This window comes from Desulfosalsimonas sp. (genome assembly GCF_055149105.1).
Map to the genome: position 1 here is coordinate 38740 of NZ_JBSRLA010000011.1, position 25538 is coordinate 64277.

21 protein-coding genes are annotated in these 25538 nt (G+C 54.8%); 11 read left to right on the forward strand and 10 right to left on the reverse strand.

Features of this window, described 5'->3' with window-relative positions:
• The first annotated feature begins 224 nt into the window (after positions 1-224).
• The 3 genes from ACTCIA_RS04220 (at position 225) to ACTCIA_RS04230 (ending at position 2416) form a co-directional block, all read left to right on the forward strand.
• Positions 225-485 (forward strand): hypothetical protein, encoded by a 261-nt coding sequence (locus ACTCIA_RS04220; RefSeq protein WP_463000554.1) that lies wholly within the window; start codon positions 225-227, stop codon positions 483-485.
• 64 nt (positions 486-549) lie between these two features.
• Entirely contained in the window at positions 550-1146 is a 597-nt protein-coding gene (locus ACTCIA_RS04225) for an NUDIX hydrolase (protein WP_463000555.1), read from the forward strand.
• 256 nt (positions 1147-1402) lie between these two features.
• Entirely contained in the window at positions 1403-2416 is a 1014-nt protein-coding gene (locus tag ACTCIA_RS04230) for an alpha-hydroxy-acid oxidizing protein (RefSeq protein ID WP_463000556.1), read from the forward strand.
• Between the two features lie 3 nt (positions 2417-2419).
• On the opposite strand, the gene ACTCIA_RS04235 is transcribed toward ACTCIA_RS04230, so the two are convergent.
• The 7 genes from ACTCIA_RS04235 to ACTCIA_RS04265 form a co-directional block, all read right to left on the reverse strand.
• Positions 2420-3307 carry a methylenetetrahydrofolate reductase gene (locus tag ACTCIA_RS04235; protein ID WP_463000557.1) on the reverse strand — a complete coding sequence of 296 codons (888 nt, stop codon included), beginning with the start codon at positions 3305-3307 and terminating at the stop codon, positions 2420-2422.
• Between the two features lie 76 nt (positions 3308-3383).
• Complete coding sequence (locus ACTCIA_RS04240) at positions 3384-4037, reverse strand: methylenetetrahydrofolate reductase C-terminal domain-containing protein (protein WP_463000558.1); 654 nt, start codon at positions 4035-4037, stop codon at positions 3384-3386.
• 5 nt (positions 4038-4042) lie between these two features.
• Positions 4043-7168, reverse strand: coding sequence for an FAD-dependent oxidoreductase (locus tag ACTCIA_RS04245; RefSeq protein WP_463000559.1), 3126 nt, complete (start codon positions 7166-7168; stop codon positions 4043-4045).
• 5 nt (positions 7169-7173) lie between these two features.
• Entirely contained in the window at positions 7174-7659 is a 486-nt protein-coding gene (gene nuoE, locus ACTCIA_RS04250) for an NADH-quinone oxidoreductase subunit NuoE (RefSeq protein ID WP_463000560.1), read from the reverse strand.
• Between the two features lie 20 nt (positions 7660-7679).
• The gene (locus ACTCIA_RS04255) at positions 7680-10337 is read right to left on the reverse strand and encodes a molybdopterin-dependent oxidoreductase (RefSeq protein ID WP_463000561.1); all 2658 of its coding nucleotides are present in this window, start codon (positions 10335-10337) and stop codon (positions 7680-7682) included.
• Positions 10338-10418: 81 nt separating this feature from the next.
• Positions 10419-11294, reverse strand: a complete 876-nt coding sequence (locus tag ACTCIA_RS04260; RefSeq protein ID WP_463000562.1) for a methylenetetrahydrofolate reductase — start codon at positions 11292-11294, stop codon at positions 10419-10421.
• 45 nt (positions 11295-11339) lie between these two features.
• On the reverse strand, positions 11340-11912 hold the full coding sequence (locus ACTCIA_RS04265) for a response regulator (RefSeq protein ID WP_463000563.1): 573 nt from the start codon (positions 11910-11912) through the stop codon (positions 11340-11342).
• 350 nt (positions 11913-12262) lie between these two features.
• Here ACTCIA_RS04265 and ACTCIA_RS04270 point away from each other — a divergent pair, with 350 nt between their 5' ends.
• Positions 12263-13651, forward strand: a complete 1389-nt coding sequence (locus ACTCIA_RS04270; RefSeq protein ID WP_463000564.1) for a dihydrolipoyl dehydrogenase family protein — start codon at positions 12263-12265, stop codon at positions 13649-13651.
• A gap of 27 nt (positions 13652-13678) precedes the next feature.
• Here the strand turns inward: ACTCIA_RS04270 and ACTCIA_RS04275 are convergent, their stop codons facing one another.
• From ACTCIA_RS04275 to ACTCIA_RS04285, 3 genes are all read right to left on the reverse strand, one after another.
• Positions 13679-14275, reverse strand: a complete 597-nt coding sequence (locus tag ACTCIA_RS04275; RefSeq protein ID WP_463000565.1) for a YceI family protein — start codon at positions 14273-14275, stop codon at positions 13679-13681.
• Between the two features lie 166 nt (positions 14276-14441).
• Positions 14442-15236 (reverse strand): thioesterase family protein, encoded by a 795-nt coding sequence (locus ACTCIA_RS04280; protein ID WP_463000566.1) that lies wholly within the window; start codon positions 15234-15236, stop codon positions 14442-14444.
• 215 nt (positions 15237-15451) lie between these two features.
• The gene (locus ACTCIA_RS04285) at positions 15452-16030 is read right to left on the reverse strand and encodes a Slp family lipoprotein (protein WP_463000567.1); all 579 of its coding nucleotides are present in this window, start codon (positions 16028-16030) and stop codon (positions 15452-15454) included.
• 160 nt (positions 16031-16190) lie between these two features.
• On the opposite strand from ACTCIA_RS04285, the gene ACTCIA_RS04290 reads away from it, so the two are divergent.
• The 7 genes from ACTCIA_RS04290 to ACTCIA_RS04320 all read left to right on the forward strand — a co-directional run bounded on the left by ACTCIA_RS04290 (position 16191) and on the right by ACTCIA_RS04320 (position 25499).
• Positions 16191-16694, forward strand: a complete 504-nt coding sequence (locus ACTCIA_RS04290; protein WP_463000568.1) for a Slp family lipoprotein — start codon at positions 16191-16193, stop codon at positions 16692-16694.
• Positions 16695-17175: 481 nt separating this feature from the next.
• The gene (locus ACTCIA_RS04295; RefSeq protein WP_463000569.1) at positions 17176-18801 is read left to right on the forward strand and encodes a 4Fe-4S dicluster domain-containing protein; all 1626 of its coding nucleotides are present in this window, start codon (positions 17176-17178) and stop codon (positions 18799-18801) included.
• A 2-nt stretch (positions 18802-18803) separates the two neighbouring features.
• Positions 18804-19688, forward strand: coding sequence for a CoB--CoM heterodisulfide reductase iron-sulfur subunit B family protein (locus ACTCIA_RS04300; RefSeq protein ID WP_463000570.1), 885 nt, complete (start codon positions 18804-18806; stop codon positions 19686-19688).
• 3 nt (positions 19689-19691) lie between these two features.
• Positions 19692-22724 carry an FAD-dependent oxidoreductase gene (locus ACTCIA_RS04305; RefSeq protein ID WP_463000571.1) on the forward strand — a complete coding sequence of 1011 codons (3033 nt, stop codon included), beginning with the start codon at positions 19692-19694 and terminating at the stop codon, positions 22722-22724.
• Positions 22725-22951: 227 nt separating this feature from the next.
• The gene (locus tag ACTCIA_RS04310; RefSeq protein WP_463000572.1) at positions 22952-23182 is read left to right on the forward strand and encodes a hypothetical protein; all 231 of its coding nucleotides are present in this window, start codon (positions 22952-22954) and stop codon (positions 23180-23182) included.
• Between the two features lie 14 nt (positions 23183-23196).
• Entirely contained in the window at positions 23197-23835 is a 639-nt protein-coding gene (locus ACTCIA_RS04315) for an MBL fold metallo-hydrolase (protein WP_463000573.1), read from the forward strand.
• Between the two features lie 182 nt (positions 23836-24017).
• Positions 24018-25499 (forward strand): sodium-dependent transporter, encoded by a 1482-nt coding sequence (locus ACTCIA_RS04320; RefSeq protein WP_463000574.1) that lies wholly within the window; start codon positions 24018-24020, stop codon positions 25497-25499.
• The last annotated feature ends 39 nt before the right edge of the window (positions 25500-25538 follow it).

The following is a 25538-nucleotide window of genomic DNA, read 5'->3' on the forward strand; positions in this document are numbered from 1 at the left end:
TGAGTTCAACCAAAATTTATCAAATTTTTTTATATCCCTGGAATTCAGTGTAAAAGTGCATTAAATGGATAACCAACAAAACGCAAAAACGATTGCGGACAGACGAAAAAGCACTCGGATACAGACCGAAAACGATGTCGGCTACATTCTTTTTGATGCCAACAGGGAAGTAGCGGATCAAGGCAGGGCAAAAGCCCTGGACCTGAGTCAAAACGGCCATACTTTTGGAAACAGAAAAACCATTGAATGGCTCCTGCATTATGCTGATCACCCTTGATTTGAATGGAAAAAAGGTAAAAGTCAAAGGCCGGGTGGCAAATACCCGGAAATCGGATACGCCGGGCTGCCATTTAACCGGGATTGAATTCAAAGGCTCTGAAGAACAACATACAAAGGCTGTTGTTGCATTTGTAAAAGTTTATCATAACCGCCGGCAGCGTGATCAAAATAAAAGCCTGTATTCAGTCCGGCAACCTGTTTCCTAAACAGCAGCGTAATGTTTTTGGCCTTATTTCCGTTTTTTGCTGTCACCCTAAACAAGGATCAATAATGAGTGCAGGCAATCAAAAAATCCGGATTTTCGGCCAGACCGCTTTGACAGACCGCAGGTTTGTCAACCTGTTTGAAATCCGGTATTCGGACAAAAACGGCAATGAAAGGCGCTGGGATTTTGTCTCCCGGCAGAACCCCCCCAAGATTGAATCCGGCGGATTTGATATTGTGGATGCGGTGATTATCGTGGCCTGGCACGTGCCCAGCGGCAAGCTGGTTGTGATCCGGGAGTTCCGCATGCCGTTAAACGACTACCAGTACGGATTTCCCGCCGGGCTTGTGGATCCGGGGGAAAGCCCGGAGCAAAGTGCAGTCCGGGAACTCGAGGAGGAAACCGGCCTCAAGGCCACCGGCATCCGCCGCACCAGCCCGCCCATATATGTCTCATCAGGCCTTACAGACGAATCCATTGTCATGGTGTATCTCGACTGTGAGGGCCGGCCGTCTGACAGCAATACCGGAAGCGCAGAAGACATTGAAACCGTTTTTTTGTCCCCAAAAGAGGCCGCAGATCTGTGCGCTGATCCGGATCTAAAGGTGGATGTGAAAACCTGGCTGGTTATGGACAAATTTGCCGCCACAGGCGGGATATAAAAAAAATCTGCGGCCTGTTATGCCTTCGCAAATACCGGCGTGATAACACCGTGGCATCTGCATGCGGTGGCAATCAGGTGTTTGCCGGGTTTTTTTCCATTCCGGGATCCGTCTGTCCCTGACCGAAAAAGCGAAGCAGGCAGCGGGGTTGAACATTATCCGGCAATTTACTATAATTGCACAATAACTTTGTCGGGTTGACGGGCACAAGGTATTTTTTTTAATCTGACGGGCAAACGGTGAAAGGAATAAATCAATGGAGGAAATACGCGAAAAAGCACGCACCCTGATGAAGGGATACTGCCGGGTCTGCCCGGTGTGCGACGGCCGGGCCTGTGCCGGCCAGGTGCCGGGAATGGGCGGTCTGGGCACGGGGTCAGGCTTTCAGGACAATGTCCGGGCGCTTTCTGAAATCCGGTTTAACATGCGCTGTCTCCATGATGCCGCAGAGCCGGACACGGATCTTTCCCTGCTGGGCTTTGACCTGTCCATGCCGGTGATCGCCGCCCCCATTGGCGGGGTGTCGTTTAACATGGGCGGCGGCATGCAGGAGCAGGACTATATCCTGGCCAAGCTTTCGGCATGCGCAGATGAGGGCTGCCTTGGATGCACCGGCGACGGCGTGCCGGATTTCATCCACGAAAGCGGGTTTGCCGCCGTCAAAGAACTCGATGGCCGGGGCATTCCGTTTATCAAGCCATGGGAGGACCAGGAGTTGTTTTCCAAGGCGGAAAAGGCCCTGGAAGCCGGTGCTTCGGTAATCGGCATGGATGTGGATGCAGCCGGCCTGGTAACCCTGCGCAAGATGGGCCGGCCGGTATCGCCCAAGCCGGCGGCAAGGCTTGCTGAGATCATTGAACGAATACCGGCCAGATTCGTGGTCAAGGGGGTGATGACCGCAGACGAGGCAAAAATGTGTGTGGATGCCGGTGCTGCCGGGATTGTGGTGTCCAACCACGGCGGAAGGGTGTTAGACGGCGTGCCCGGAACCGCGCGGGTACTGCGCGATGTGGCCGCAGCCGTTCAGGGCCAGATCGCTGTGCTGGCCGACGGCGGGGTGCGCTCCGGCGGAGATGTGCTTCGCATGCTGGCCCTGGGCGCGGATGCGGTGATGATCGGCCGGCCGTTTTCGGTTGCCGTGCTCGGCGGGGGCAAAGACGGGGCATCCGCCTACCTGGCCCAAATTCGCCGGGAGTTGGTTCAGACCATGGTGCTCACCGGCACGGCCTCGGTGCGGTCCGTGGACAGCTCCATTCTATGGTCGGGATAATCCCTACAACAGCCCGGCTGCGGACATGATGTCCGGGACCACCTCCTCCTTGCCGATGGCCATGATGTGGACCCCGTCGCAGATTTGTTCTTCCTTGATCTGCGCGATCATGCGGCCGGCAATCTCGATGCCCTTTTTCAGGGCTCCGCCCTTGGGGGCGGCCGCCATTTCATCAATCAGGTTCTGGGGCACCATGACGCCGGCCACGTTTTTGTTCATGAACCGGGCCATGCCCGCAGATGTCAGCAGGATCACCCCGGCCAGGATCTTGACGTCAAATTGCCGGGCGTAATCCATGAATTTTTTGAAATTGTCCATGTCATAGACCGCCTGGGTCTGGATGAATTCCGCGCCGGCCTCGATTTTTTTCTCAAATTTGATCAGCTGGGGCTCGATGGGGTTGGCCTCGGGAGTGACAATAGCCCCGGCGCAGAACTTGACGGCACCGTCCAGCTCGTTTCCGGCCATGTCCTTTCCCCGCTCCATGGTGCGCACCGCGGCCACAAGCTGGCTGGAATCGAGATCAAACACGGCCTTGGCCTCCTTGTGATCGCCGAGCATCACTGAATCACCGGTTAAACACAGCACATTGTTGATCCCCCGGCTGGCGGCAAACATGAGATCGGCCTGCAGGGCCAGGCGGTTTCGGTCCCGGCAGGTCATCTGCAGAATCGGCTCACCGCCGTTTTCTTTGACCAGAAGCGCGCCGCCCAGGGATGGAAAGCGCATCACAGAGCTCTGGTGATCGGTGACATTCATGGCATCCACCTTGTCTTTTAACAATTCCACGTGGTGTGCCATTTTTTCCAGGTTGGTCCCCTTGGAGGGGGCGACCTCGGAGGTGACCACGAATTTTCCGGAATCAAGGGCTTTTTTAAATGCGGATGGCATGGGAAGTATCCTTATAAATAGTGTTAAGTGTTAAGTGTTAAGTGTTAAGTGTTCAGTGGTGATGCCTTATGGTTTATCACTCCGCCGGGATGTTGAACTTGCCCGGGCTGGGTTCGCCCAGGTGATTGCGCGGCTTTTTGTAGGTGCGCATGGAATCGAGCCGGTCCAGCTCCTTTAGACGGTTGTAGATCATGGTCCAGGCGCAGTCCTTGTTGGAATCGATTTCGCATTTGCCGTTGTTGGTACCCCCGCAGGGGCCGTTGACAAGCCCCTTGTGGCAGGTGGTCACCGGGCAGATGCCGCCGGTTTCGCCGATTACGCAGGTGCCGCACTGGGTGCAGATTTCGTTGAACTGGCCGGCGGTGTTTTCCTTGCCGATAAACAGGGTGTTCTGGGCCGGCACCACCATCTGGCCGAGCTGGCTGGCCATGGTCTGCACACCATAGGCGCATGACATCACCAGTAGCGCGTCTGCCTGGTTCATGCGCGCGCCGAACTCCGAGAGGATATCGGCGGCGAGATTGTCACAAGCCACTGGGACCACTGTGGTGCCGGTGATCACCTTGCCCCTGGCAGACAGGTCTTCGGCCATGGCCGCCACCTGTTCCACGCCGCCGGTCCGGGTCAGGGTGGTGCAGGTGCCGCATCCGATGACAAATATCCTGTCCATGCCTTCGAGCAGGTGCTCGATTTCCTCCATTGGTTTCTGCTGGGTAATGGATCGAATCATGGTGGTTAGCTCCTCTCTTTTTCAAGATCGCACCTGAGGCACCGCCTGGCTTCAAAATGGGCCTGTTCGGCGGTAAAGCCCCTTTCAACTTCCCTGAAGTCGCAGACGCGGTCCTCGGGTTTTTCGATTTCGATTTGAACCCGCGGCTGATCCTCTGTGCTTTCCGATTCCAGGGCCAGTCCGGTTTCCTGGGCCAGGCGGGTCTTTTCATCCGGCATGAAAATCGGGGTCTGATCGCCTGAAAGGTATTTGTGGATGGCCAAAGCCGCACGCCGGCCCGAGGCAATGGCCCGGATCACAAAGGTCGGGCCGGTGGTGAAATCGCCGCCGGCAAACACCCCGGGAACATTGGTGGCCAGGGTGTTTTCATCCACTGCCAGAGAACCCCACAAGGCCCGCTCCAGCTGGGAGTCTTCAGGTAGAAACGAGGTGTCCGGCGCCTGACCGATGGAGATGATGATATTGTCGGCTTCGATGTACTGGGTATCGGACATGTCGCATTCCGGCCGGAAGTTGCCCTCCTGGTCAAATACCGCAAGGCAGCGGGAGAAACTGATTCCCTTGACTTTTCCGTTTTCCTCAAAGATTTGCTCCGGCGACCACTGCAGATTTAAAATGGCGCCTTCATCCTCGGTTTCCTCCACGTCCTTGTCCCAGGCCGGCATCTCTTCCCGGGTTTCCAGGCAGAAGACCTGAACATCGTCGGAACCGGCGCGAAGGGCGGTGCGGGCCACGTCCATGGCCACATTGCCTCCGCCGATGACCACGGTTTTGCCCGAAAGTTTCATATCGTGGCCAAGGCGCACGTCGCGCAGAAAGTTTAAGCCGTAGTAAAGCCCCTCCAGGCCTTCTTCCTCGCCTGGAAGTCCGATGCGCTTGCTGGCCTGGGCACCGGCGGACAAAAACACCGCATCAAATCCTTCCTTTTTCAGGTCGGTGAGGGTGTGGTTGGCGTCAATGGGCGAATTGTACTCGATTGTCACCCCGGCGTTTTCGATCCACTTGATTTCCATGTCAATGACATTTCTGGGCAGACGGAACTCGGGCAGTGCGATGTTTAACATTCCCCCGCCAACGGGCTGGGCTTCAAACACCTTGGTCTCGTAGCCGAGCTTGGCCAGAAAATAGGCGCAGGTCAGGCCCGCGGGCCCGGCGCCCACAATGGCCACTTTTTCAGACCGGGTCACCGGGAAGGGTTCGCGCTCGGCACCGTATTTTTCATAGTAATAATCCGATGCAAACCGTTTCAGGGTCCGGATGGCCACGGGTTCGTCGAGCTCGCCCCGGCGGCACTTGTATTCGCAGGGATTGATGCAGACCCGGCCGCACACGGCCGGAAAGGGATTTTTCTCCCGGATGATCTCCACTGCATCCTCGTAGTTGCCGCTGCCGATTGCCGCCACGTAATTGGGCACGTCAATGCCGGCAGGGCAGGCATGCTGGCAGGCCGATATCACCATGGAATCGCACACTGCACCGGCGCATCTGTGCTCGTGGATATGATCGCGGTATTCCTGCTCAAAATAGCGCAGGGTGGACAGGGCCGGCTTGGGGCTGGCCTGGCCCAGGCCGCACAGCGAGGCATCGGCCATGGTGTGGCCGATGGATTTGATGGTGTCAATGTCCTGGATGTGGCCCTGGCCCAGGGTGATGCGGGTTAAGGTCTCCAACAGCTGGGTGGTGCCAAGCCGGCACGGGGCGCATTTGCCGCAGGACTCGGACTGGGTGAAATTTAAAAAGAACCGGGCGATTTCCACCATGCAGTTGTTTTCATCCAGAACCACAAGACCGCCCGAACCCATGATGGCGCCGATGCGCTGGATGGTGTCATAGTCAATGGGCAGGTTTAAAAATCTGGCCGGTACGCATCCGCCCGCCGGCCCGCCCATCTGCACGGCCTTAAACTGCCTTCCCTTGGGAATGCCGCCGCCGATATCATAGACCACCTCCCGGATGGTGGTACCGATGGGCACTTCCACAAGGCCGGTGTTGTTGACCTTTCCGGCCAGGGAAAAAATTTTGGTTCCCTTGGATGAATCGGTTCCCATTTCACCGTACCATTCAGCGCCGTTTTTGATGATCAGCGGAATGTTGGCCAGGGTTTCAACGTTGTTGATGTTTGTGGGCTTTTGGTCAATTCCGGCCTGGGCCGGAAAGGGGGGCCTGGGCCGGGGCATGCCCCGTTTGCCCTCAATGGAGGCCATCAGGGCGGTTTCCTCGCCGCAGACAAAGGCGCCGGCACCCATTTTCAGGGAAAGATCAAAATTAAAGCCGGTACCCAGGATGTTTTCGCCCAGAAGGCCCAGCTGTTTTCCCTGCTCAATGGCCAAAGTCAGATGCTCCACTGCAATGGGATATTCCTCGCGCACGTAAATGATGCCGTATTCCGCGCCCATGGCATAGCCGCCGATCATCATGCCTTCGATCACCGCATGGGGATCGCCTTCCAGAAGGGCCCGGTCCATGAAAGCCCCGGGATCGCCTTCGTCTGCATTGCAGACCACGTACTTGGGCGTGGTGGGCGACTGTCTGGCAAACCGCCACTTGATGCCCGTGGGAAAGCCCGCGCCGCCGCGTCCCCGCAGTTTTGCGGAAACCACTTCTTCAATGACCGTCTCCGGGGTCATTTTGGACAAGGCCTTGACAAACGCCCTGTAACCGCCTGCGGCAATGTAGTGCTCGATTTGGGTCGGGTCGATCCGGCCGCAGTTGGCCAGCACCCGGCGCACCTGTTTCTGGTAAAAGGGGATCTGGTTTCTGTAGTAAACAAACCGGCCGGTTCTTGGGTCCTGGTAGGCAAGGCGTTCGATTAACTGCTGGTCCTTGATGGTTTTGTCCACAATTTCCGCGGCATCTTCCGGATCCACTTCCTGGTACTGGACGCCCAGCGGTTCAATTGCCACCACCGGGGCCTTGGCGCAGAACCCGTGGCATCCGGTGGAGCGGATTTCCACTTCCTTGTCCAGTCCCTGGCGGGTGACAGCGTCAGCCAGGGCGTCACGAACGGCTGCAGCCCCGTAGGCCCGGCATCCGGTCATGCAGACATGGACTTCGGTCTTTTTTTTGCCAGAATCCGCAAGAATCTTGTTTCTGAGCCATTCGATCTGTCCGATGGATGTGAGTTTTTTCATGGCGCTCAATCATCCTCCTTGTCTTTCCGGTATTCGCCCAGCACGCTGACCACCTTGGTGGGGTTGAGCCTGCCGAAGTAGTCCTTGTTGACCATCATGGTCGGCGCCAGAAAGCAGGCTCCCAGGCATGCCACGGTTTCCAGGGTGAACTGGTAGTCGGAGCTGGTCTCGCCTTCCTCGAGCTCCAGTTCCTTTTTGACCAGCCGCAGAATGCTCCGGCTTCCCTTGACATGGCATGCCGTACCCCGGCAGACCCGCAGCACGCAGCGGCCCTTGGGTTTTAAGGAAAAACCGGAATAAAACGTGATCACCCCCTGAACCTGTGAGGCAAACATGTTGAGGGCCTCGGCAACGGGCTCGATGGATTCGGGGGGGATAAATCCGAATTCTTCCTGGATTTCCTGAAGAAGGGGGATTAAGGCCCATTTGCGGTCCCGGTAATCCTCGATGATTTCATGGAGTCTGCTTCGGTCAAATTGCGTGGGATCCATTGGCTTTTGCTCCTTGGCATCTAAATTTTCTCAATGCTGACCCTGCAGGTGCGCCATGCCGGTGCCGGCGTCCGGATTGCCTCTATGCCGGCCAGGGCGGCGGCTTCGTTTCCGGAAAATCCCGTGGGAACAAACACCTGTCCGGGCAACACTGCCGGATCGGCCACAAAGCGGCGTTCAATGGCGCCGTGATCCGATACAATGCGGATTTTTCCGCCTTCTGGTATGGCCAGGGACCCGATGTCAGCGGCAGACAACCGGGCAAGATTGTCACGGTTCCAGGAGCTGATCCGGGCCGACCGGCTGGTGCGGGTGCCGCCGGCCAGGTGCCAGCGCAGGGGGCCGAGTACGGCTGTAAAGCCTTTTTGGCCGCTTGTCTGCGGCGGTGGTTCAACGGCCGCAAATGTGAACCTGTGGCTGTTTCCGGAAAAAGGCGTGTCTGCATCCGCATTTTTGATCCATTCCTGGCGGTGGTTGCCGATGGCTGCATACATGGGCACGGTTTTTCTGATTTCCTGGCGGATTTTTTCAATGGTGGTGTATTGTTCGGGATATCCCATGTTCTGGGCCAGCAGACCGAGAATGCGCCAGTCGGCAAGGGCTTGTCCGGGCGGGGCCGCTGCCTGGGAAAAGGATTGAATCCGGCCTTCCATGTTGGTAAATGATCCGGCTTTCTCGGCAAAGGCGGAACCTGGCAGTACCACGTGGGCAAGCCGGGTGGTGCGGTTTTCAAAAAGGTCCTGTGTTGCTATAAAATCAAGTTTTTTCAAGGCCTTGCTTACCCGCTCCGGATCGGGCAGGGTGCGCACCAGGTTTTCGCCCATGATGTAGAGGCCCTTTAAGTGGCCGGATTCCGCGGCTTCGACAATGCCGCAAAGATCCAGTCCCGGATCCGGGGATAGTTTGGTGTTCCAGAGCCGCTCCAGGTGCTTTCTGGCGTCCGGGTCGGAAAGGGGATGTCTGCCGGGCAGCAGATCCGGGGCCATTCCCATGTCCATGGCGCCGACGGTGTTGCTTTCCGGAGCCGGGATGAAAATGCCGGCGTTGGAGGCGCCGATGCTGCCCGCTGCAAGGATCAGGTCAAAGGCGGCATCAGCGATCTGTGTGCCGTGAGCCTGTTCCATCACATCCGCGCCCAGAACAAGGCCGATTTTGCGGCCTGAAAGCATTTGAGCCGCCCGTTTTATCTCCCTTTCCTCTGCGGCTGAAAGGGGCTGAGCGGACAAAAGGGAATCAATGGCGGCTTTGCACTCCTCCCAGCCGCTGGTGTATTGTTGTATAAAATCGCTGCTGCTTGCCCCGGGATCAGCGATTTTGTCGGCAAGGGCGTATATGAGTGCCGGGATTCGCGCGTTTGGCTCCATTCCGGATTCCGGCCGGATTCGCGCTCCGGCAAATCCGGCAAGGCGCGTTTTGCGGGCATCGATTGTCACCAGGGGCGTGCCCGCCCGGGCGGCCCGCTTGACGTGATAGCCGGCAACCGGCACGGTGTTGTCCGGGTCAAAGCATACAGTTACAATGGCCTCTGCCTTTTCCAGTTCGGACAAGGGCATGGTGCGGGCTGCACCCATGGTTTTTTCCTCCATGCGGCGCAACAGCGCCTGGCCGTTGATCGTGCCGGTGCTGGTGACGTTGTTGGTGCCGAACATCACCCGTGCGATTTTCTGGAAAAGATAATTTTCTTCTGTACTGCACTTGGGCGAGCCGATAAAGGCAATGCTTCCGGGTCCGTGAGTGCGCTTGATTTCCGCCAAAGATTCTGCGGCCCGGGAAACCGCCTTGTTCCATTCCGCAGGTTCAAATTTTTCATCACCGTTTTCGTCCCGGGTGCGGATCAAGGGCTGGTGCAGCCGGCCGGCATTGTTTAAAAAATCATGGGCAAAATGGCCGCGCACGCAAAGGGTGGAACCATTGACGCTGCCCCTGAGTTTTAATGGATTGACCTCAACCACCCGGCCGCCGGAGGTGCCCATGGCCAGGCTGCAGCCGGCCCCGCAGAAACCGCAGATAGAGTCCTTTTGCTTTTCCGGGGTGCCGACATAGCCCGCATGCTTGGCAGAAAGGGCTCCTGTGGGGCACATGGACACGCAGGTACCGCAAAATGTGCAGATGGAGTCTTCCAGGGGCCTTTCCATGAGGGTGGCCGGCCTGGAGCAAAAGCCCCGGTCATTGTAGTCAATGGCTCCTGTGGCCACCAGTTCGTGGTCGGCGCGGATGCATTTGCCGCATAAAATGCATTTGCTCAGATCCCGTACGATAAAGGGGTTTAATTCCTCATAGGGCTTGTAGTTGGGCATGGGATAGAGGCGGGTTTCGGCAATGCCGAGGCGTGCGGCCAGTGCCCGCAGCTCGCACCGGTTGCCCTTGGAACAGACAATGCACGATTCCGGATGCTCGGCCATCATCAGGCGCACGATGTTTTTCCGGTGATCAATGATTCGCTCGGTGTCAGTGAGCACGGCCATGTCCTTTGCCGCCGGGGTGACGCAGGCGGCCATGAGGCGGCCGGATTTTTCATCTTCCACCAGGCACATGCGGCAGGCGCCGTAGGGCTTTAATTCCGGGTGATGGCACAGGGTGGGGATAAAGATGTTGTTTTTTTCCGCAACAGAAAGAAGGGTTTCGCCTGTGCGGCAGGTCACCTTTTTTCCGTTGATGGTCAGGGCAATTGATTCCACGGGGCGGCTCCTTTTGCTTCTGATGTTTTGAAAGGGCCGTTGAAAAAGCATCGCCGTATTTACACGCCGGCCGGCAACGCCTTACCTGAGCTTGGCGGCATCCAGGTAATGCCGGAGTTTGTCCTCGCCTCCGATGGTGATGATATGGATGCCGTCGCACAGATCCTTGAGACCCTTGACGGTATCGGCAAACAGCTCGATGCTGGCTCTGTCCTTGTCTGTGGCCTTGGCCAGTTTCTGGATGGCCCAGTCAGGCACCAGGCCGGATTTGAGATGCCGGTTTAAAAAGCGGGCCATTCCGGCAGTCCGTAAAATCAGCACCTCTGCAATTACAGGCACGCCGAATGTGTTGGTGCGCGACATAAATTTGTCAAACCGCTCCACATCAAAGACCGGGGTGGTCAGAAAATAACCGGCCCCCATCTTTGTCATCTCCTCCATTTCCTTTAACTCCAGGTCGGGCACGTTTTTGCCCCAGGAGGCTTCCACCCCGGAGCCAAGGCAGAAGTTGGGCTGCACCTCGATCTCCTGGCCGTCAACACTGCGGCCGTCTCTGAAATGCTCGAGCACGGACTGGAGTTTTCCGGCATCCACATGGAAAAACATCATTTCCTGGAGACTGTCGCCGGTGATCCGATAGTCCTCGGTAAATACCAGCAGGTTTTCAATGCCGGCATGATGTGCGTTGATCAGGTCCTTCTGGAGCTGGATCCGGTTTTTGTCCCGGGTGGTGGTCTGGTAGATGGATTCAAAGCGGTTTTCCTTGAGGGTCTGGCAGGTTTTGATGGTATCGCCCACGATGCCCTGGAATTCCACTTCAGAAAGCGACACCCCGTCGACCCGCCCCCGGATGAGGTTTAAGCTTTTGACCAGATCCTCGGGTTCTTGTTCAATGGGTGCCTGAACTTCGGTGGTGACTGCAAATTGTTTTTTTTCAAGGGCTTGTTTTAATTTCATGAATGCCTCCTTGAAATTAGGGGTTCCGGCGGCAGAGCGCCGGATTTATGCAGGGCCCAGCAGCCGCGCCACTTCCTCCTTGAGCTGGGAGAGGGGAAGCGGCTTGGAAAAGCAGGCATCCGCACCGTATTCTTTCATCTGCTGGAATTTTTCCTCATCCAGGTAAGCTGAAAGCACAATGATCTTGGTATCACTGGTTTCCCTGCTGCTTTTGAGTTTCTGGCAGACATCATATCCTTTGATATCCGGCATCATGATGTCGAGAATCAGCAGGTGGGGTTTGAAGTGGTTGACCTGAAGACCGGCTTCAAAGCCGTCTGCCGCGGATATGACCTCGTAGTCATGCTCGTCTTCTTCAAGGGACTGAACAATGCTTTCAACAATGATGGGGTCATCATCGACCACCAGGATCCGTCTGCGGTCGTCTTCCTCCACGGTTTCCGGGATGGGTATTCCCTGCTTGCGCATGAATTCTTCGAGATCCCTGCGGTTGATGCGGCGGTGGCCGCCGGGGGTGCGGTAGGCCTTTATGTGGCCGGCGTCAATCCAGTTGATAATGGTTTTGGGAGAGACGTTGCAGTGTTTGCTGGCTTTGAATACGGTGAAAACTTCGTCCATGGCGGGCCTCCTCCCTTGGGAAAAAGGGTTGACTTTTTAAGTTTTATATTAATTATAGAATTTAGGCGTGTCAAGAAAAAAATTAAATTTTTTTAAAAAAATTTTAACATGCTTTATTTATAGGTTTAAATTTTTATTTAAGAATTAAGATTTAAAGTTTCTTTTTATTTTTTATAATTATTATAGTTATTATAGAATTTGAATTTTAATTGATTTTTTGAGTGTTTTCAAAAACCGTTTATTTCTGTTGTTGCCGGGATATTTGCAACTGCAGGGGGAAATGGTAATAATGACCTTAAACGGCTCAATAAAAATGATCCTGGAGCAAAAATCGGCAAAGGAGGTGCGGGGTGAAATCATATGATGTGGTGGTTGTGGGTTCCGGCACCGGCGGGCAGACCGCAGCCCATAGCCTGAGCCAATACGGAGTTTCTGTTGCTGTGGTGGAAAACAGTTCCACGCCCGGCGGGGTTTGCGCCCTGGCCGGTTGCCAGGCCAAGAAATGGTATTATGAGGCTTCAGAAACAATGGCCCGGGCCCGTGACCTGTCTGGAAAAGGCGTGGTTGCGCTCCCGGAGATGGACTGGAAATCGGTTCGGGATCAAAAACGGGCCTTTACCGGCGCTGTCCCGGATTCCACCCGAAAAAGCCTTGACGCCGCAGGCATTGATTTTATCGTCGGTACTGCAGCATTCCGCGATCCTGAAACCCTGACAGTGGACGGACAGCCGGTACAGGCAAAATTTATTGTTCTGGCAACCGGCGCCCGTCCGGCCCCTTTGCCGTTTGAAGGCGCCCGGTACCTGGTCAGCAGCAGCCAGTTTCTGGAACTCGGCGGGCTTCCGCCCAGAATCGCCTTTGTGGGCGGCGGGTTTATCTCTTTTGAGTTTGCCCATTTTGCCGCGCGTCTGGGTCCGGCCCGGCAGATTCATATTCTTGAAGCCGGCCCCCGCCCCCTGGGCCCTTTTGATGGAGAAATGACGGCCCATCTCATGGATGCTTCCCGGGCAGAGGGTATTGATATTCATACGGATACGGAAATCACCGGTATTGAGAAAAACAAACGCGGGTATGTGGTCAAAACCCCGGGCAAAAAGGATCTTTACGCGGACATGGTGGTTCACGGCGCCGGGCGCGCACCTGCCATCACGGATCTGGAGCTGGAAAAGGGCGCTGTGGATTTTACCCGCCGCGGCATTGTTGTGGATGAAAAAATGCGCACCGCCAATGCCCGGGTCTTTGCCGTGGGCGACTGCGCGGATACGGTTCAGCTGGCGCGGGTGGCCGACTATGAGGCCTTTGTGGCGGCAAAAAACATCCTGGCCGAACTCCGCGGCGGACAGGAAGCTGTCATGGACTATCGGGCCGTGCCTTCGGTTTTGTTTACCCTGCCCCAGTACGCCATGGTAGGAGCCACAGAAGAGGCCCTGAAGTCAGAAGGCATCCGGTATTCCAGGGCAATGGCCACCAACCTGTCCTGGCCCACCTACCGGCGCACCGGGATGAAGCATGCCGCTTACAAGGTGCTGGTGGATCACAACAACCGGATTGCCGGGGCGCATATTATTTCCGATAATGCCGCCGGCCTGATCAATATTTTCAAACAGGCCATGATTCATCACCAGGATGTCGGCCAGCTTTACTGGGAGCATGTCATGGCCCCGTATCCCACCCGGGAGAGCGATATCATTTATATGCTAAAGCCGTTTTTCAAACACGATCCCCTGGCCGGCTTATAATAAGCCGGCCGGCAGCCGTTTTTTTGGTTATTTGTCCTTTAGCATCTCTATGGTGACGGTGATATCCACGGTTTTGCCCACAACCCCCATGTCGGCAAACTTGCCTGAGCCCACCTTGTAATCCAGGCGGTTGATGTGAAAATCCGCTTCAAAGCCGGCCACCATCTGATTTTGTTCCATGGGGTTTTCCCGCATGCCCAGATAGGCAAACGGTATTTCAACCTGCTTTGATACGTCCTTTATGGTCAGTTCACCTTCAAGGATGTACGCATCGTCGTTGACATGCCGGATTTGGCTGCTTTTAAACGTCATGAACGCGAATTTTTCCGCATCGAAAAAATCCGCCGTGCGCAGATGCGCATCACGCTTGACAATGTTGGTGTTGATGCTTGTCACATCCACTTTGAATTCAACCCGGCCGTCTTTGATGTTTTGGGGATCAAAGTCGATGGTGGTGGTAAAATCGTCAAACTGTCCCCGGACTGTGGCAAAGGTGTGCCGGATGTCGAAATAAATGTTGGAATGCGCCTTGTCAATCTGCCAGCCACTGGCCTGCGCCCGCACGGATCCAATGGATGCCATTGCCAAAAACAGCAACACGGCCGGTAAAATCAGTTTTTTCATTTCCAATCTCCTTTCCTGCAATGGATTTGAATAAAGCCCGCCTGGCATAAAAGGCCGGATCTTTGCAGGAAAAGGTAACGGCATCTGTGGGAATTGCAATTTGCAGTAAAAATAACGGCAGTTTTTAATAGGGTGATGAGAAACCCCGGAACAGCCGGTCCCGGGGCTATGGGGAAAGGTTTCTGAACTGGGCGATCTGGCGGGATACGGCGATTAGTTCGTTGTTTTCATCCCAGATCTCACCGTCTTCCTCAAGCAGGCCGCAATTGATAAACCGGGTGGAGAACCGGCATTTGAGCCATTGGGTTTCGGCTGTATTGCGGATACTGACACTCAATTCAAGGGTGGGCACCCATGCCACCATGCCCTGGCTGGCCAGCACGGCCGGGGGAAAGGCGTCTGCTGCCAGGGCGGCTGCAAAAACGTCAAACGGGCGTTTGTCTTCAAACCGCAGCCAGCCCTTTTGCTCTGAGCGCTCTGAGAGCCGGTTTTCCATCCATCCGGCACAGCGGGGATCCAGGCGGATATCCATGTGCTCATATACAGTGTATCCGGGCATTGCGGGAATCCGGATGCAGCGCTCCGGCGGGGCAAATTCCGGAGGGCCGGTCTCATATCGCCGGATGTCGCATTCTTCCGGGGCCACGGCAAAAGTGCCAAAGGCCCGGGCGGTTTCGGTTCCCGATTGGATGAGCCGGGCCTGGAGGCGGGTAAACTGCCTGGAGCGGTTCATTGTTTCAACGGCAATTTCTGCCGGGCCCGGAACCGTTTTTGACATATAGTTGACCGTAAGTATCGGGGTGGCGGATTTGTCACTGCAGCCGATCATGGCGCTGGCCAGAATGGCCAGCAGATATCCGCCGTTGGGGTTGCCGTTGATTGACCAGTTTTCTGAAACCGCAGCCTGAAAACCGTCCTGCGGGTTTGCGGCAACTGAAATATCTGTATCAAAAAGATGCATTTTGTTATCTGATGATCATATTCGGGTGGTTTTTTTCGGTTACCTGTTTTGGCTGTGTTTAGCATAAAGCGCAAAATCTGGCAACCCGGAATGAGCCCTGCATGCGGCGGGTTGACCGGATTGATCTTTTCAGCCCGCACCCGGCATAAGGTGACATGGACGGATCCGGGCGTTGAAACCATCTGGCTGGCTGTCCACTACGGGTAAGCGTGAGCCTACCGGTAATAATAGGGATGATACCAGTAACGAAGCCTTGGGCCGTACCACGGGTAAAAGGGGTCATAGAACGGGTCGTAAAACGGGTCATGGTAATAGAGATCTCTCCGCTGCCGGGGTTTTTGCCAGAGATGGATTTCCACGGCACGGATCACGGGCAGGGTGTAGTCATGTTTGCTGATTCGGGTTTTTTCTGATCCTGTAACCCGGCCGGCCACGGTGATTTTTCGGTCTTTTTCATAAATTTCAGGATCCAGAAAACCCTCATGAATCAGTATAAAACGGCCGCACGACAAGTCTCTGGATTTGGGCTCATCAACAAAATCCAGAGGCGCCTGAAGTATTATAAGCCTGGTTTGATCGGCCAGGTTGCGGGTTTCCAGGATATAGCCGCCCAGAATCACGGTTTTGTCAATGTGTGCGCCCGGATTTTGTTTCAGGGCTGCAAAGTCTACCCCTGTTGCGGCACTGGTGCGGACGTCTCTGGAAACAACCGAACATCCGGAAAAAAACAGCACCAGCAAGGCGGAGAACAAAATTGCAATGATTTTGGCTGAAGGTCGATAATTTGTTGTCATTGCCGTATCCGGATTTTCAAAAGATTGCCGGAAAACAGTCTGTTCGTCAGGATGGCGGAGAAGACTGTTTTCCTTTTCAAAATAAATATTCATGTTATATTGAAAATATACACGGGTCGGGATTGTTTCAAGGCCCCGGCCGGAAAACAGGAGCTGTGTCGTGTCAGTCAAACGGTTTTTTATATTTTTGTGTGCATTGATTTTGCCGGTAATGCTGGGCTGCGGATGCGGGCAGAAAGTGCCCCGGGAAGTTGCCCGGCAGGTCACCTGGACCGGGGATTTTAAAACCCTGCAGGCCGAGGCCGAAACCCATGCCGGAGAGTTTGTGATGGTTGGCGGCAGGATTATCACCACGAAAAATTTCCCGGACAAATCAGAAATCACGGTGCTGCAGTTTCCCCTGGATGCTTCAAACCGCCCGCAGCCGGAAAAGCCCTCAGGCGGGCGGTTTCTGATCCGATCCAAGGCCTTTATTGATCCGGAAATTTATTCGCCCGGCAAACTGGTGACGGCCGCAGGCCGCCTTGCCGGCGCTGAAAAGCGCATGATCGGAGAATATGAGTACGCGCACCCGGTTGTCAAAGGTGATTTCTGGGTGTTTGAACCCAGGGAAAACAGTTTTCCCCGTTTCCACTTCGGGGTGGGCATCGGCAAGACGTTTTAACCGGCTTCTGCCAGGTTTTCCCGGCTGCGGCGTTACTTCTAAATATTCAGATACCGGATGTTTTTCACCTTTAGACGGTCCTTGATCGTGCGGGAGAGCTCCGACATAAACCCATAGCCCATCTCAAAATCCTGCTAAACAGATAAAAGCGCCTGGACAAGATGAACATAAAACCGCCCTGACCATAGCGGAAAACCAGCCCATTTACTTCAGCAATCTTTCACCGGCAACGGCTGTTGTTGTGAGCTTATGCTTGACTTGTTCCGACAATCGATATAGGTTAGCCGGTCTGAATACAAATTTTTGATTAACATGTCATTGCGGAGGTTCTGGTATGGTTTTCACGGTATCCCTATATGCCTCTTTAATCATATTTTTTTTGGGGCTTATATACAGGGGCGGTACCTGGTTTCAACGGGAGGCCGGGTTTTACGGGCAGAAGATGAGCGCTTCGGAAAGATTTTTTTCAGCGCTGAAGTCAATGCTCGCGGTTATCTTCAGCGCAAAGATTGTCAGGCTGCTTCAGGCGTTTGTCCTTGATGTGCTGCTCCAGCGAAAGATCTTAAAGGAAAGCGTCCTTCGGTGGGCCATGCACATGCTCATCTTCTGGGGTTTTATCCTGCTTTTGTTCATGCACGCCCTGGGCCGCATTGTCACAGATGCGCTTTTCAGCAATTATGAACCCACCCTGAATCCCTATTTCTTTCTTCGGGACATGTTTGGCCTCATGGTTCTTGCCGGGGTCGTTGTTGCCGTGATCCGGCGTTTTTTCCTCAAGATACCGAGACTGATGACAAACAGCATGGACAAGTATGCCATCGGTATCCTGGCAGTGATCATCCTGTCGGGGTTTTTGCTGGCAGGGTTAAAAATTACATCCAAAACTGAATTTTCCAATATGGCGGATGAATACGCCGGCTGGCTCAGCGACGAAGAACTCCAGGCCCTGGAAAGCTACTGGGTAAGCGATCACGGGCTTGTGTCTTCGGATGTGACCCGGCCGTTTGAAGCCGATGTATTGCAGCAGGGCAAACAGGCCCATGAAAGCTATTGTGCTTACTGCCATGCTCCGGCGCAATCGGCCTTTGCAAGCTATTCCACCGGAAAGGTCCTCAGTCCGGCCGCCGGCGCCATGGACCGGGCCGGCTTTGTGGGCATATTGTGGTATATTCATTTTCTGTCCTGTTTTATCGGGCTGGCATACCTGCCTTTCAGCAAAATGCTGCATATTTTTTCAACGCCCGTCACCATCATGGCCAATGCGGTGATGGATGAAAAAAAATCAAAACCGGAAAATGTGGCCACCCGGCAGATCATAGAACTGGACGCCTGCACCCACTGCTGCACCTGCAGCCTGTACTGCTCTGCCATGATGGGCTATGAAGCAAGGCAGAACACCTATATTCTGCCATCAGAAAAAATTGCGCCTCTAAAGGCCCTGGCAGCCGGCAGGGACCTGGATGAAGCCGAAACCCGGGCCATTTTGGAAGGCATTTATCTGTGCACCAACTGCGACCGGTGCACCGTGGTCTGCCCCTCGGGCATCAACCTGCGGCAGCTGTGGCTCAATGCCAGGGAAAAACTGCTGCAGCAGGGCCCTGCAGAACCGCTGGTGCTTTCCCAGCTTTCATTTGTCAGGGGGCTGAACCGTAAAAAGACCCCGGCTGACAGTTATCCCCTGCCGCTGGAAAAAGCCGACAATGCGGTTTCTGTAAAATACCGGCCCCTGCTGGATCCGGAGCGCTCCATTGACCTGACCCCGCCTGCGGCCGACCGGCAGCAGGCCAGCGGCTTTGAAAATACGTTTTCCTATTGTTTCGGATGCCAGAACTGCTCCACTGTATGCCCGGTGGTGGGCAATTACGAAGATCCCCAGGTGCAGCTCGGACTGCTGCCCCACCAGATCATGTGCAGCCTCGGACTGGGACTGACCGAAACAGCCATGGGCGCAAAAATGATATGGGATTGCCTGACATGCTACCAGTGCCAGGAGCATTGCCCGCAAAATGTGAAAGTCACCGACATCCTCTATGAGCTGAAATACATGGCAGTGGCCGGTGTGGATGAGGGAAGGCAAAATCATGATCAGGCCGGAGGTTTAAGATAATTATGATGCGCTACAGTTTTTTTATCGGCTGTCAGATTCCTTCACGGGTGCCCCAGTATGAAACAGCCGCCAGGGCTGTTTTAAAAAAATTCGGAGTGGAACTGGCAGATATCAGGCAGTTTAACTGCTGCGGCTATCCCATGCGCAATGTGGACAAAAAGGCGTTTCTTCTTTCTTCAGTCAAAAATCTGGCCCTTTCCGAAAACCAGGGGCTGGATATGCTGGTGTTGTGCAACTGCTGTTTCGGGGCGCTGAAAAATGCCGAGCACATCATGGCCGAAAAGGGCCCCCTGCAGGATGAAGTGCTGGGCAAAATCCGGGAAATGGGCCTGGACTACCAGGGAAAAACCCGGATTCGCCATTATTTGTCCGTGCTGTATCATGACACGGGCATTGCCGCGATCAAAAAGCAGCTGCACAAAACCTATAAAGAATTAAACATTGCCGTGCAGTATGGGTGTCATGCCCTGCGGCCCAGCACTGTCACGCAGTTTGATGACCCGGTGGCCCCGTCCCTGTTTGATGAATTGGTGGCCGCAACCGGGGCAAAAAGCGTTGACTGGACAAACAAGCTTGAATGCTGCGGCGCTCCCCTGATCGGGACCAATGATGCGCTGTCAGCGGACCTGTTTTCAAGAAAGCTGGAGGCCGCAAAAAAGGCAGAGGCTGATTTTTTCTGTACATCCTGCCCGTACTGTCAGATTCAGTTTGATACCGTGCAGCAGATGCTTGTTGAGGACAATGCCGGCCAAAAGCCCCTGCCCTCCATTCTTTTTCCCCAGCTGCTGGGGCTTTCAATGAACATTGATTCCCAAACCCTGGGTCTTGGGGCCAACAAGCTCGATATAAGCAAAATAGAATCCTATTTAAGCAAGGACAAGGAGTAGATAATGCCGCGTGAAAACAATGGCGCTGTGCTGGTTGTGGGAGGAGGCATCACCGGAATGCAGGCATCGCTGGATCTCGCCGATTCCGGCTACTATGTCTACCTGGTGGAAAGATCCAGTTCCATCGGCGGGATGATGTCCCAGCTGGACAAAACATTTCCGACCAATGATTGTGCCATGTGAATTATCTCGCCCAAACTGGTCGAGGTCGGCCGGCACATCAACATAGAATTGCTCACCCTTTCAGAAGTCAACAGCATCTCCGGCGAGGAAGGTGATTTTGAGGTCAGCATCACCAGCCATCCCCGGTACGTGGATGTGGACAAGTGTATTGCGTGCGGGCTTTGTGCGGAAAAATGCCCCAAAAAGGTCCCCAATGAATATGACGGCAGCCTGGCCAACCGCAAGGCCGTTTACGTGCAGTACGCCCAGGCCGTGCCCCTGAAGTATGCCATTGATCCGGAGCACTGCATTAAACTCAACAAGGGCAAATGCGGGATTTGTGAGAAAAAATGTCCAACGGGCGCCATCAACTACGAGGATACCAAAAAGGAGATCTCCCTGAATGTGGGCGCCGTGGTGCTGTCCCAGGGCAGCGAAACCTTTGATCCGGCTGTTCACGACACATTCGGATATAAAAAGTATCCCAATATTGTCACCAGCCTGGAGTTTGAAAGGATCCTGTCGGCTTCCGGGCCTTACGGCGGCCACCTGGTCCGGCCCTCTGACAAGCAGGAACCGGAAAAAATCGCCTGGCTTCAGTGCATCGGCTCCAGGGACGAGCACATGGGCGCCAGGGGGTATTGCTCGGCGGTCTGCTGTACATACGCGGTCAAGGAGGCCATGCTGGCAAAGGAGCACTGCAAGCACAACCTGGACACGGCCATTTTCTATATTGATATCCGCACAAACGGCAAGGATTTTGAAAAGTATTACAACCGGGCAAAAGACGAGATGGGTGTGCGGTTTGTCAAAAGCAAGGTCACCGGCGCCCCCCCTGTGGACGGCACCGGAAAGCACCTGATCCGCTACATTGATGAATCCGGAAAAAGGTGCGAGGAAGAATTTGACATGGTGGTGCTGTCCGTGGGCCTGGGCGCCACGGCCCGGGGCGCGGAACTGGGCAGAAAACTGGGCATTGAACTCAACCAATACAACTTTGCGGCTTCTTCCAGTTTTGCCCCGGTTTCCAGCTCTGTTGCCGGCATTTATGTCTGCGGTGCCTTCCAGGGGCCCAAGGATATTCCCTCCTCGGTGATTGACTCCAGTGCGGCCGCCGGCGTGGTGGGCTCCAGGCTTTCAAATGCCAGGTGGACCCGGACCCGGGCAAAGGAAATGCCAAAAGAGAAAAACGTTATTGGAGATCCCCCGCGCATTGGTGTTTTTGTCTGCTGCTGCGGAACCAATATCGCAGGCGTGGTGGATGTGCCCAATGTGGTGGAATATGCCAAAACCCTGCCCGGGGTTGTTTATGCCGAGCAGAACATGTTCAGCTGTTCCCAGGATTCCCAGGACAAGATGGCTCAGGTCATTCAGGACGAAGGCCTCAACCGCATTGTGGTGGCCGCCTGCACGCCCAAGACCCATGAACCGCTTTTTCAGGAAACACTCCAGAACGCCGGGATCAACAAGTACCTGTTTGAAATGGTCAATATCCGGAACCAGAATTCCTGGGTGCACAAAAACAATCCAGAGGCAGCCACGCAAAAGGCCAGGGACCTTGTAAACATGTCCGTGGCAAAGGCCGCCAGAATCGAGCCCTTAAAAGAGCCGGTTTTGGAGATTAATCAGCGGGCCATGGTTATCGGCGGCGGCGTGGCCGGAATGACAGCGGCGGAAAATATGGCCCTGCAGGGCTATGGGGTCGACCTGGTGGAGCGCGACGTGGTTTTGGGCGGAAATGCCCGGAATCTGCCCGAAACCTGGCGGGGCGAGGATGTGCAGGAATTTGTTGCCGGCCTGGCCGGGCGGATTGAAAGCAATGCCAATATTGCCGTGCATTTGAATTCCAGCATCAAAAATGTGGACGGGTTTGTGGGTGATTTTAAAACCACCATTGAAAGCCACGGCCAGGAAAGCACACTTGAGCACGGCGTGGCGGTGATTGCTTCGGGCGCGTCTGAATACAAGCCTGTGGATCAGTACCGCTACGGAAAAGACGAGCGCGTGGTCATCGGCCAGGAACTTCAAAAACGCTTGGTGGACAATGATCCGTCCATAAACCGGGCCGATTGTGCCGTATTTATACAGTGCGTGGGTTCCAGGATTGCCGAAAGGCCTTATTGCTCCAAGCTTTGCTGTACCCAGTCCATTAAAAGCGCCCTTGAGCTCAAAAAACGCAAACCTGAAATGGACGTATTTGTTCTTTACAGGGATATGCGGCCCTACGGCCTGAGAGAGGACCTCTACCGGGAGGCCAGGGCCGGCGGCATTAAGTTTGTCCGGTATGATTTTGATAACGGGCTGGAAGTGGAGCCGGAAGACAATGCCCTGAAGATCCGTTTCAGGGATTTGGCCCTGCGGCGGAGCATGTCGCTTAATCCGGATCTCCTGGTTCTGGCATCAGCTGTGGTGCGCGAGAAAAACGATCCCCTGGCCCGGTTTTTCAAGGTCACCCAGAACGATGACGGGTTTTACGTGGAAGCGCACTTAAAGCTCAGGCCGGTGGATTTTGCAACCGACGGGGTGTTTTTGTGCGGCCTGGCCCACGGGCCAAAACCCCTGGATGAATCCATTGCCCAGGCCCAGGCAGCAGCGGCCAGGGCCGTGACCCTGCTTTCGGCCAAAAACATTTCGGTCAGCGGCACCGTGGCCCAGGTGGCCCCGTCCTTGTGCGCCAGCTGCGGGGTATGCGTATCCGTGTGCCCGTATTCCGCCCCCCGGATCAGCGAAAAAACCAATAAGGCGGAAATCCAGTCCGCCTTGTGCAAGGGGTGCGGATTGTGCGTGGCTTCATGCCGCTCAGGGGCCATAGAGCTGAAAGGGTTTGGAAACAACCAGATCATGTCCATGATCGATGCCTCCATGGCCAACTGATCCAACTGCATTTGTGCCCGGGGAAAGATGCGGCTTCCCCGGGCATTTTTATTTGTCCGGACGCTTTCCCGCAAAAACCCCTTGCGCTGCTCTCCTGTCTGTTTGCCCTTGAAATATCATGAAATGGATTTTATAGTAAGTTTTTGGCATATGCTTGAAACTCACCTGGTTTGAATTTTTCCGGCATTCGCAATGCAGAGAATTGACATGAAAGGAAAGGGGGAAAAATGGCAGATTCAAAAGACCGGCTAGAGGTGCACGTGAATGTGAATATACCGGCTTCCGCGCTTACCGCCATTGTGGAAAACGCAAAACAAATCGCCGGCACTGATGCTTCCGCAAAATACCGCGTGGACACAGCCGCCATGGTCGGGGAGATGATTTCCCGTTTTCTTGCCCAAAAGGATTTTGAAGAATATGTGAAGGATATCAACAATTTTCCGGGTGCAGGCGTGTAAAAACCAGGAGGCTGATGATGAAGATCACGATTTTATACGACAATGATGCATTTGATAAACGACTGTCCCCGGACTGGGGTTTTGCAGCCTTAATTGAGGCCTGCGGCCGGAGCATTTTGTTTGACACCGGCGCAAGCGGACAGATCCTGATTGAAAACATGCACCGCCTGGGAATAAGTCCTGACTGTATCCAGGAGATTTTTATTTCCCATGATCACTGGGACCACACCGGTGGATTGCCGGGCATCCTGGAAGTCAATCCCGTACGGGTCTATGTGCCGGACACCATTTCCAGTGTGGACCACGCTCCGGAAACCGTTTCCATCCGCCAGCCCATGGAAATTCACCCAAACATGTATTCCACGGGCACGCTGAAAAATATTGAGCAGTCCATGTGCATCAAAGAAGACAACAAGGTGGTGGTGATTGCGGGCTGCTCGCATCCGGGTGTGGAAACCATCCTTGCGGCTGCAGCGCCAATCGGCCCGCCTGTTGCGCTCATCGGCGGACTTCACGGATTGTGTGATTTTCCGGTTATTGATTCTCTGGATTGGGTGTGTGCCACCCACTGCACACAGTACAAACAGCAGATCCATTCCAGGCTCGGGCATCAAAGCCTTGCCGGCGGGGCCGGCCGGGTCATTGAAATATAGGCGGCGTTTCTGCCCAAACCGCGGTATTGTTCGCTGATTGCCCCGGGCCGTTGAGGTGTGTCTGTAACTCCCCGGAATTCTTCCCTTGACTACAAATCCGTGCTTTACTATGGGATAGGGTTACTGTTTACCGGCACTTTTGGGCTTTACGGGCCAATTTATTTGCAGGAGGCTTGGATAACATGGCAAAACGCGAACAATGGGGTACAAGAAGCGGATTTATTCTGGCTGCAGTGGGCTCGGCCATCGGCCTGGGAAACATCTGGCGGTTTCCTTACATGGCCTATGACAACGGCGGGGGAGCTTTTCTGATTCCCTATTTTTTTGCCCTGCTCACCGCCGGCATTCCCATCATCATCCTCGAGTTCGGGGTGGGGCACAAATACCGGGGATCGGCACCCATGACCTTTTTCAACATCTTTGGAAAATGGGAGTGGCTGGGCTGGTGGCAGGCCCTGGTGTCCTTTGTCATCAGTGTCTACTACGTGGTGGTGATTTCCTGGGCCCTGAATTACGCCATTTTGGCCCTGGACCTGGGCTGGGGGGCAAGTCCGGAAAAGTTTTTCTTTAACGAGTTTTTGCAACTAAGCAACGGGCCCATGGATCTGGGCGGCATTGTCTGGCCGGTGTTTGCCGCTGCCATTGCCATGTGGGCGGTGACCTGGATTGTTTTGTTCAGCGGGGTGAAAAAGGGCATCGAACTGGCCAACAAGATTTTCATGCCCCTTCTCTTTTTGCTGCTTTTGATCATGCTGGTGCGCGCCGTGACCCTGGATGGGGCGGCCCAGGGCATTGACTGGCTGTTTCGGCCCGATTTCAGCGCCATTGCCGACTACCAGGTCTGGACCGCGGCTTACGGCCAGATCTTTTTTACCCTCAGCGTCTGCTTTGCCATCATGATCACCTATTCCAGCTATTTGCCGGCAAAATCGGATATCAACAACAACGGCATGATGACCGCGTTTATCAACTGCGGATTCAGCCTGCTGGCCGGAATCATGGTGTTTGGGGTGCTCGGTCACATGGCGGCCAAACAGGATGTGGCCCTCCATGAGATTGTCACCCAGGGGGTGGGCATGGCCTTTGTGACCATCCCCGAGGCTGTCAATCTCCTGCCGGCTCCGGAATTTTTCGGGTTCTTGTTTTTCTTGTCCCTGGTATTTGCCGGCCTGAGTTCCATGATATCGATTTCCGAGGCCTGCTGCTCATCGCTGATCGACAAGTTCGGCTGGGACAGAAAGCCCGTGACCAGCCTGTTTTGCCTGGTTGGTTTCATGCTGAGCCTGATTTTCATGACCCGGGGCGGTTTGTTTATCCTGGATATCACGGATCATTTTATCAATAACTTTGGAATCGTGTTTGCCGGCCTGGTTGAGGTGATTTTGTTGTCGTGGTTTTTTAAGCTCGATACCGTGCGCCAGTATGCCAATTCGCTTTCCGACTTTGCCATCGGCACCTGGTGGAATTTCTGCCTTAAGGTGATCACCCCGGTTGTGCTGGGCTACATGGCAGTGGCCAACCTGGTGGGCGACATCCGGGAAAATTATGAGGGTTATGACGGCAGTGCCCTGGTCATGTTCGGCTGGTGCGTGGTGGTGGGCATTGTGCTTTTAAGCTTTGTCCTGCAGTCCATGAAAAGCGCCTGGCCGCAGAAAACCAGGTAATTCTCAAGCGGCTTGCTTGTATTTGCGGCAAACCTGCAA

What these genes read in the sequence shown, in the direction of transcription:
- ACTCIA_RS04225 (WP_463000555.1), top strand. Translation starts at nt 550, where the DNA reads ATGAGTGCAGGCAATCAAAAAATCCGGATTTTCGGCCAGACCGCTTTG.
- ACTCIA_RS04230 (WP_463000556.1), top strand. Translation starts at nt 1,403, where the DNA reads ATGGAGGAAATACGCGAAAAAGCACGCACCCTGATGAAGGGATACTGC.
- ACTCIA_RS04235 (WP_463000557.1), bottom strand. Translation starts at nt 3,307, where the DNA reads ATGCCATCCGCATTTAAAAAAGCCCTTGATTCCGGAAAATTCGTGGTC.
- ACTCIA_RS04240 (WP_463000558.1), bottom strand. Translation starts at nt 4,037, where the DNA reads ATGATTCGATCCATTACCCAGCAGAAACCAATGGAGGAAATCGAGCAC.
- ACTCIA_RS04245 (WP_463000559.1), bottom strand. Translation starts at nt 7,168, where the DNA reads ATGAAAAAACTCACATCCATCGGACAGATCGAATGGCTCAGAAACAAG.
- nuoE (WP_463000560.1), bottom strand. Translation starts at nt 7,659, where the DNA reads ATGGATCCCACGCAATTTGACCGAAGCAGACTCCATGAAATCATCGAG.
- ACTCIA_RS04260 (WP_463000562.1), bottom strand. Translation starts at nt 11,294, where the DNA reads ATGAAATTAAAACAAGCCCTTGAAAAAAAACAATTTGCAGTCACCACC.
- ACTCIA_RS04265 (WP_463000563.1), bottom strand. Translation starts at nt 11,912, where the DNA reads ATGGACGAAGTTTTCACCGTATTCAAAGCCAGCAAACACTGCAACGTC.
- ACTCIA_RS04275 (WP_463000565.1), bottom strand. Translation starts at nt 14,275, where the DNA reads ATGAAAAAACTGATTTTACCGGCCGTGTTGCTGTTTTTGGCAATGGCA.
- ACTCIA_RS04280 (WP_463000566.1), bottom strand. Translation starts at nt 15,236, where the DNA reads ATGCATCTTTTTGATACAGATATTTCAGTTGCCGCAAACCCGCAGGAC.
- ACTCIA_RS04285 (WP_463000567.1), bottom strand. Translation starts at nt 16,030, where the DNA reads ATGACAACAAATTATCGACCTTCAGCCAAAATCATTGCAATTTTGTTC.
- ACTCIA_RS04295 (WP_463000569.1), top strand. Translation starts at nt 17,176, where the DNA reads ATGCTCGCGGTTATCTTCAGCGCAAAGATTGTCAGGCTGCTTCAGGCG.
- ACTCIA_RS04300 (WP_463000570.1), top strand. Translation starts at nt 18,804, where the DNA reads ATGATGCGCTACAGTTTTTTTATCGGCTGTCAGATTCCTTCACGGGTG.
- ACTCIA_RS04310 (WP_463000572.1), top strand. Translation starts at nt 22,952, where the DNA reads ATGGCAGATTCAAAAGACCGGCTAGAGGTGCACGTGAATGTGAATATA.
- ACTCIA_RS04315 (WP_463000573.1), top strand. Translation starts at nt 23,197, where the DNA reads ATGATGAAGATCACGATTTTATACGACAATGATGCATTTGATAAACGA.
- ACTCIA_RS04320 (WP_463000574.1), top strand. Translation starts at nt 24,018, where the DNA reads ATGGCAAAACGCGAACAATGGGGTACAAGAAGCGGATTTATTCTGGCT.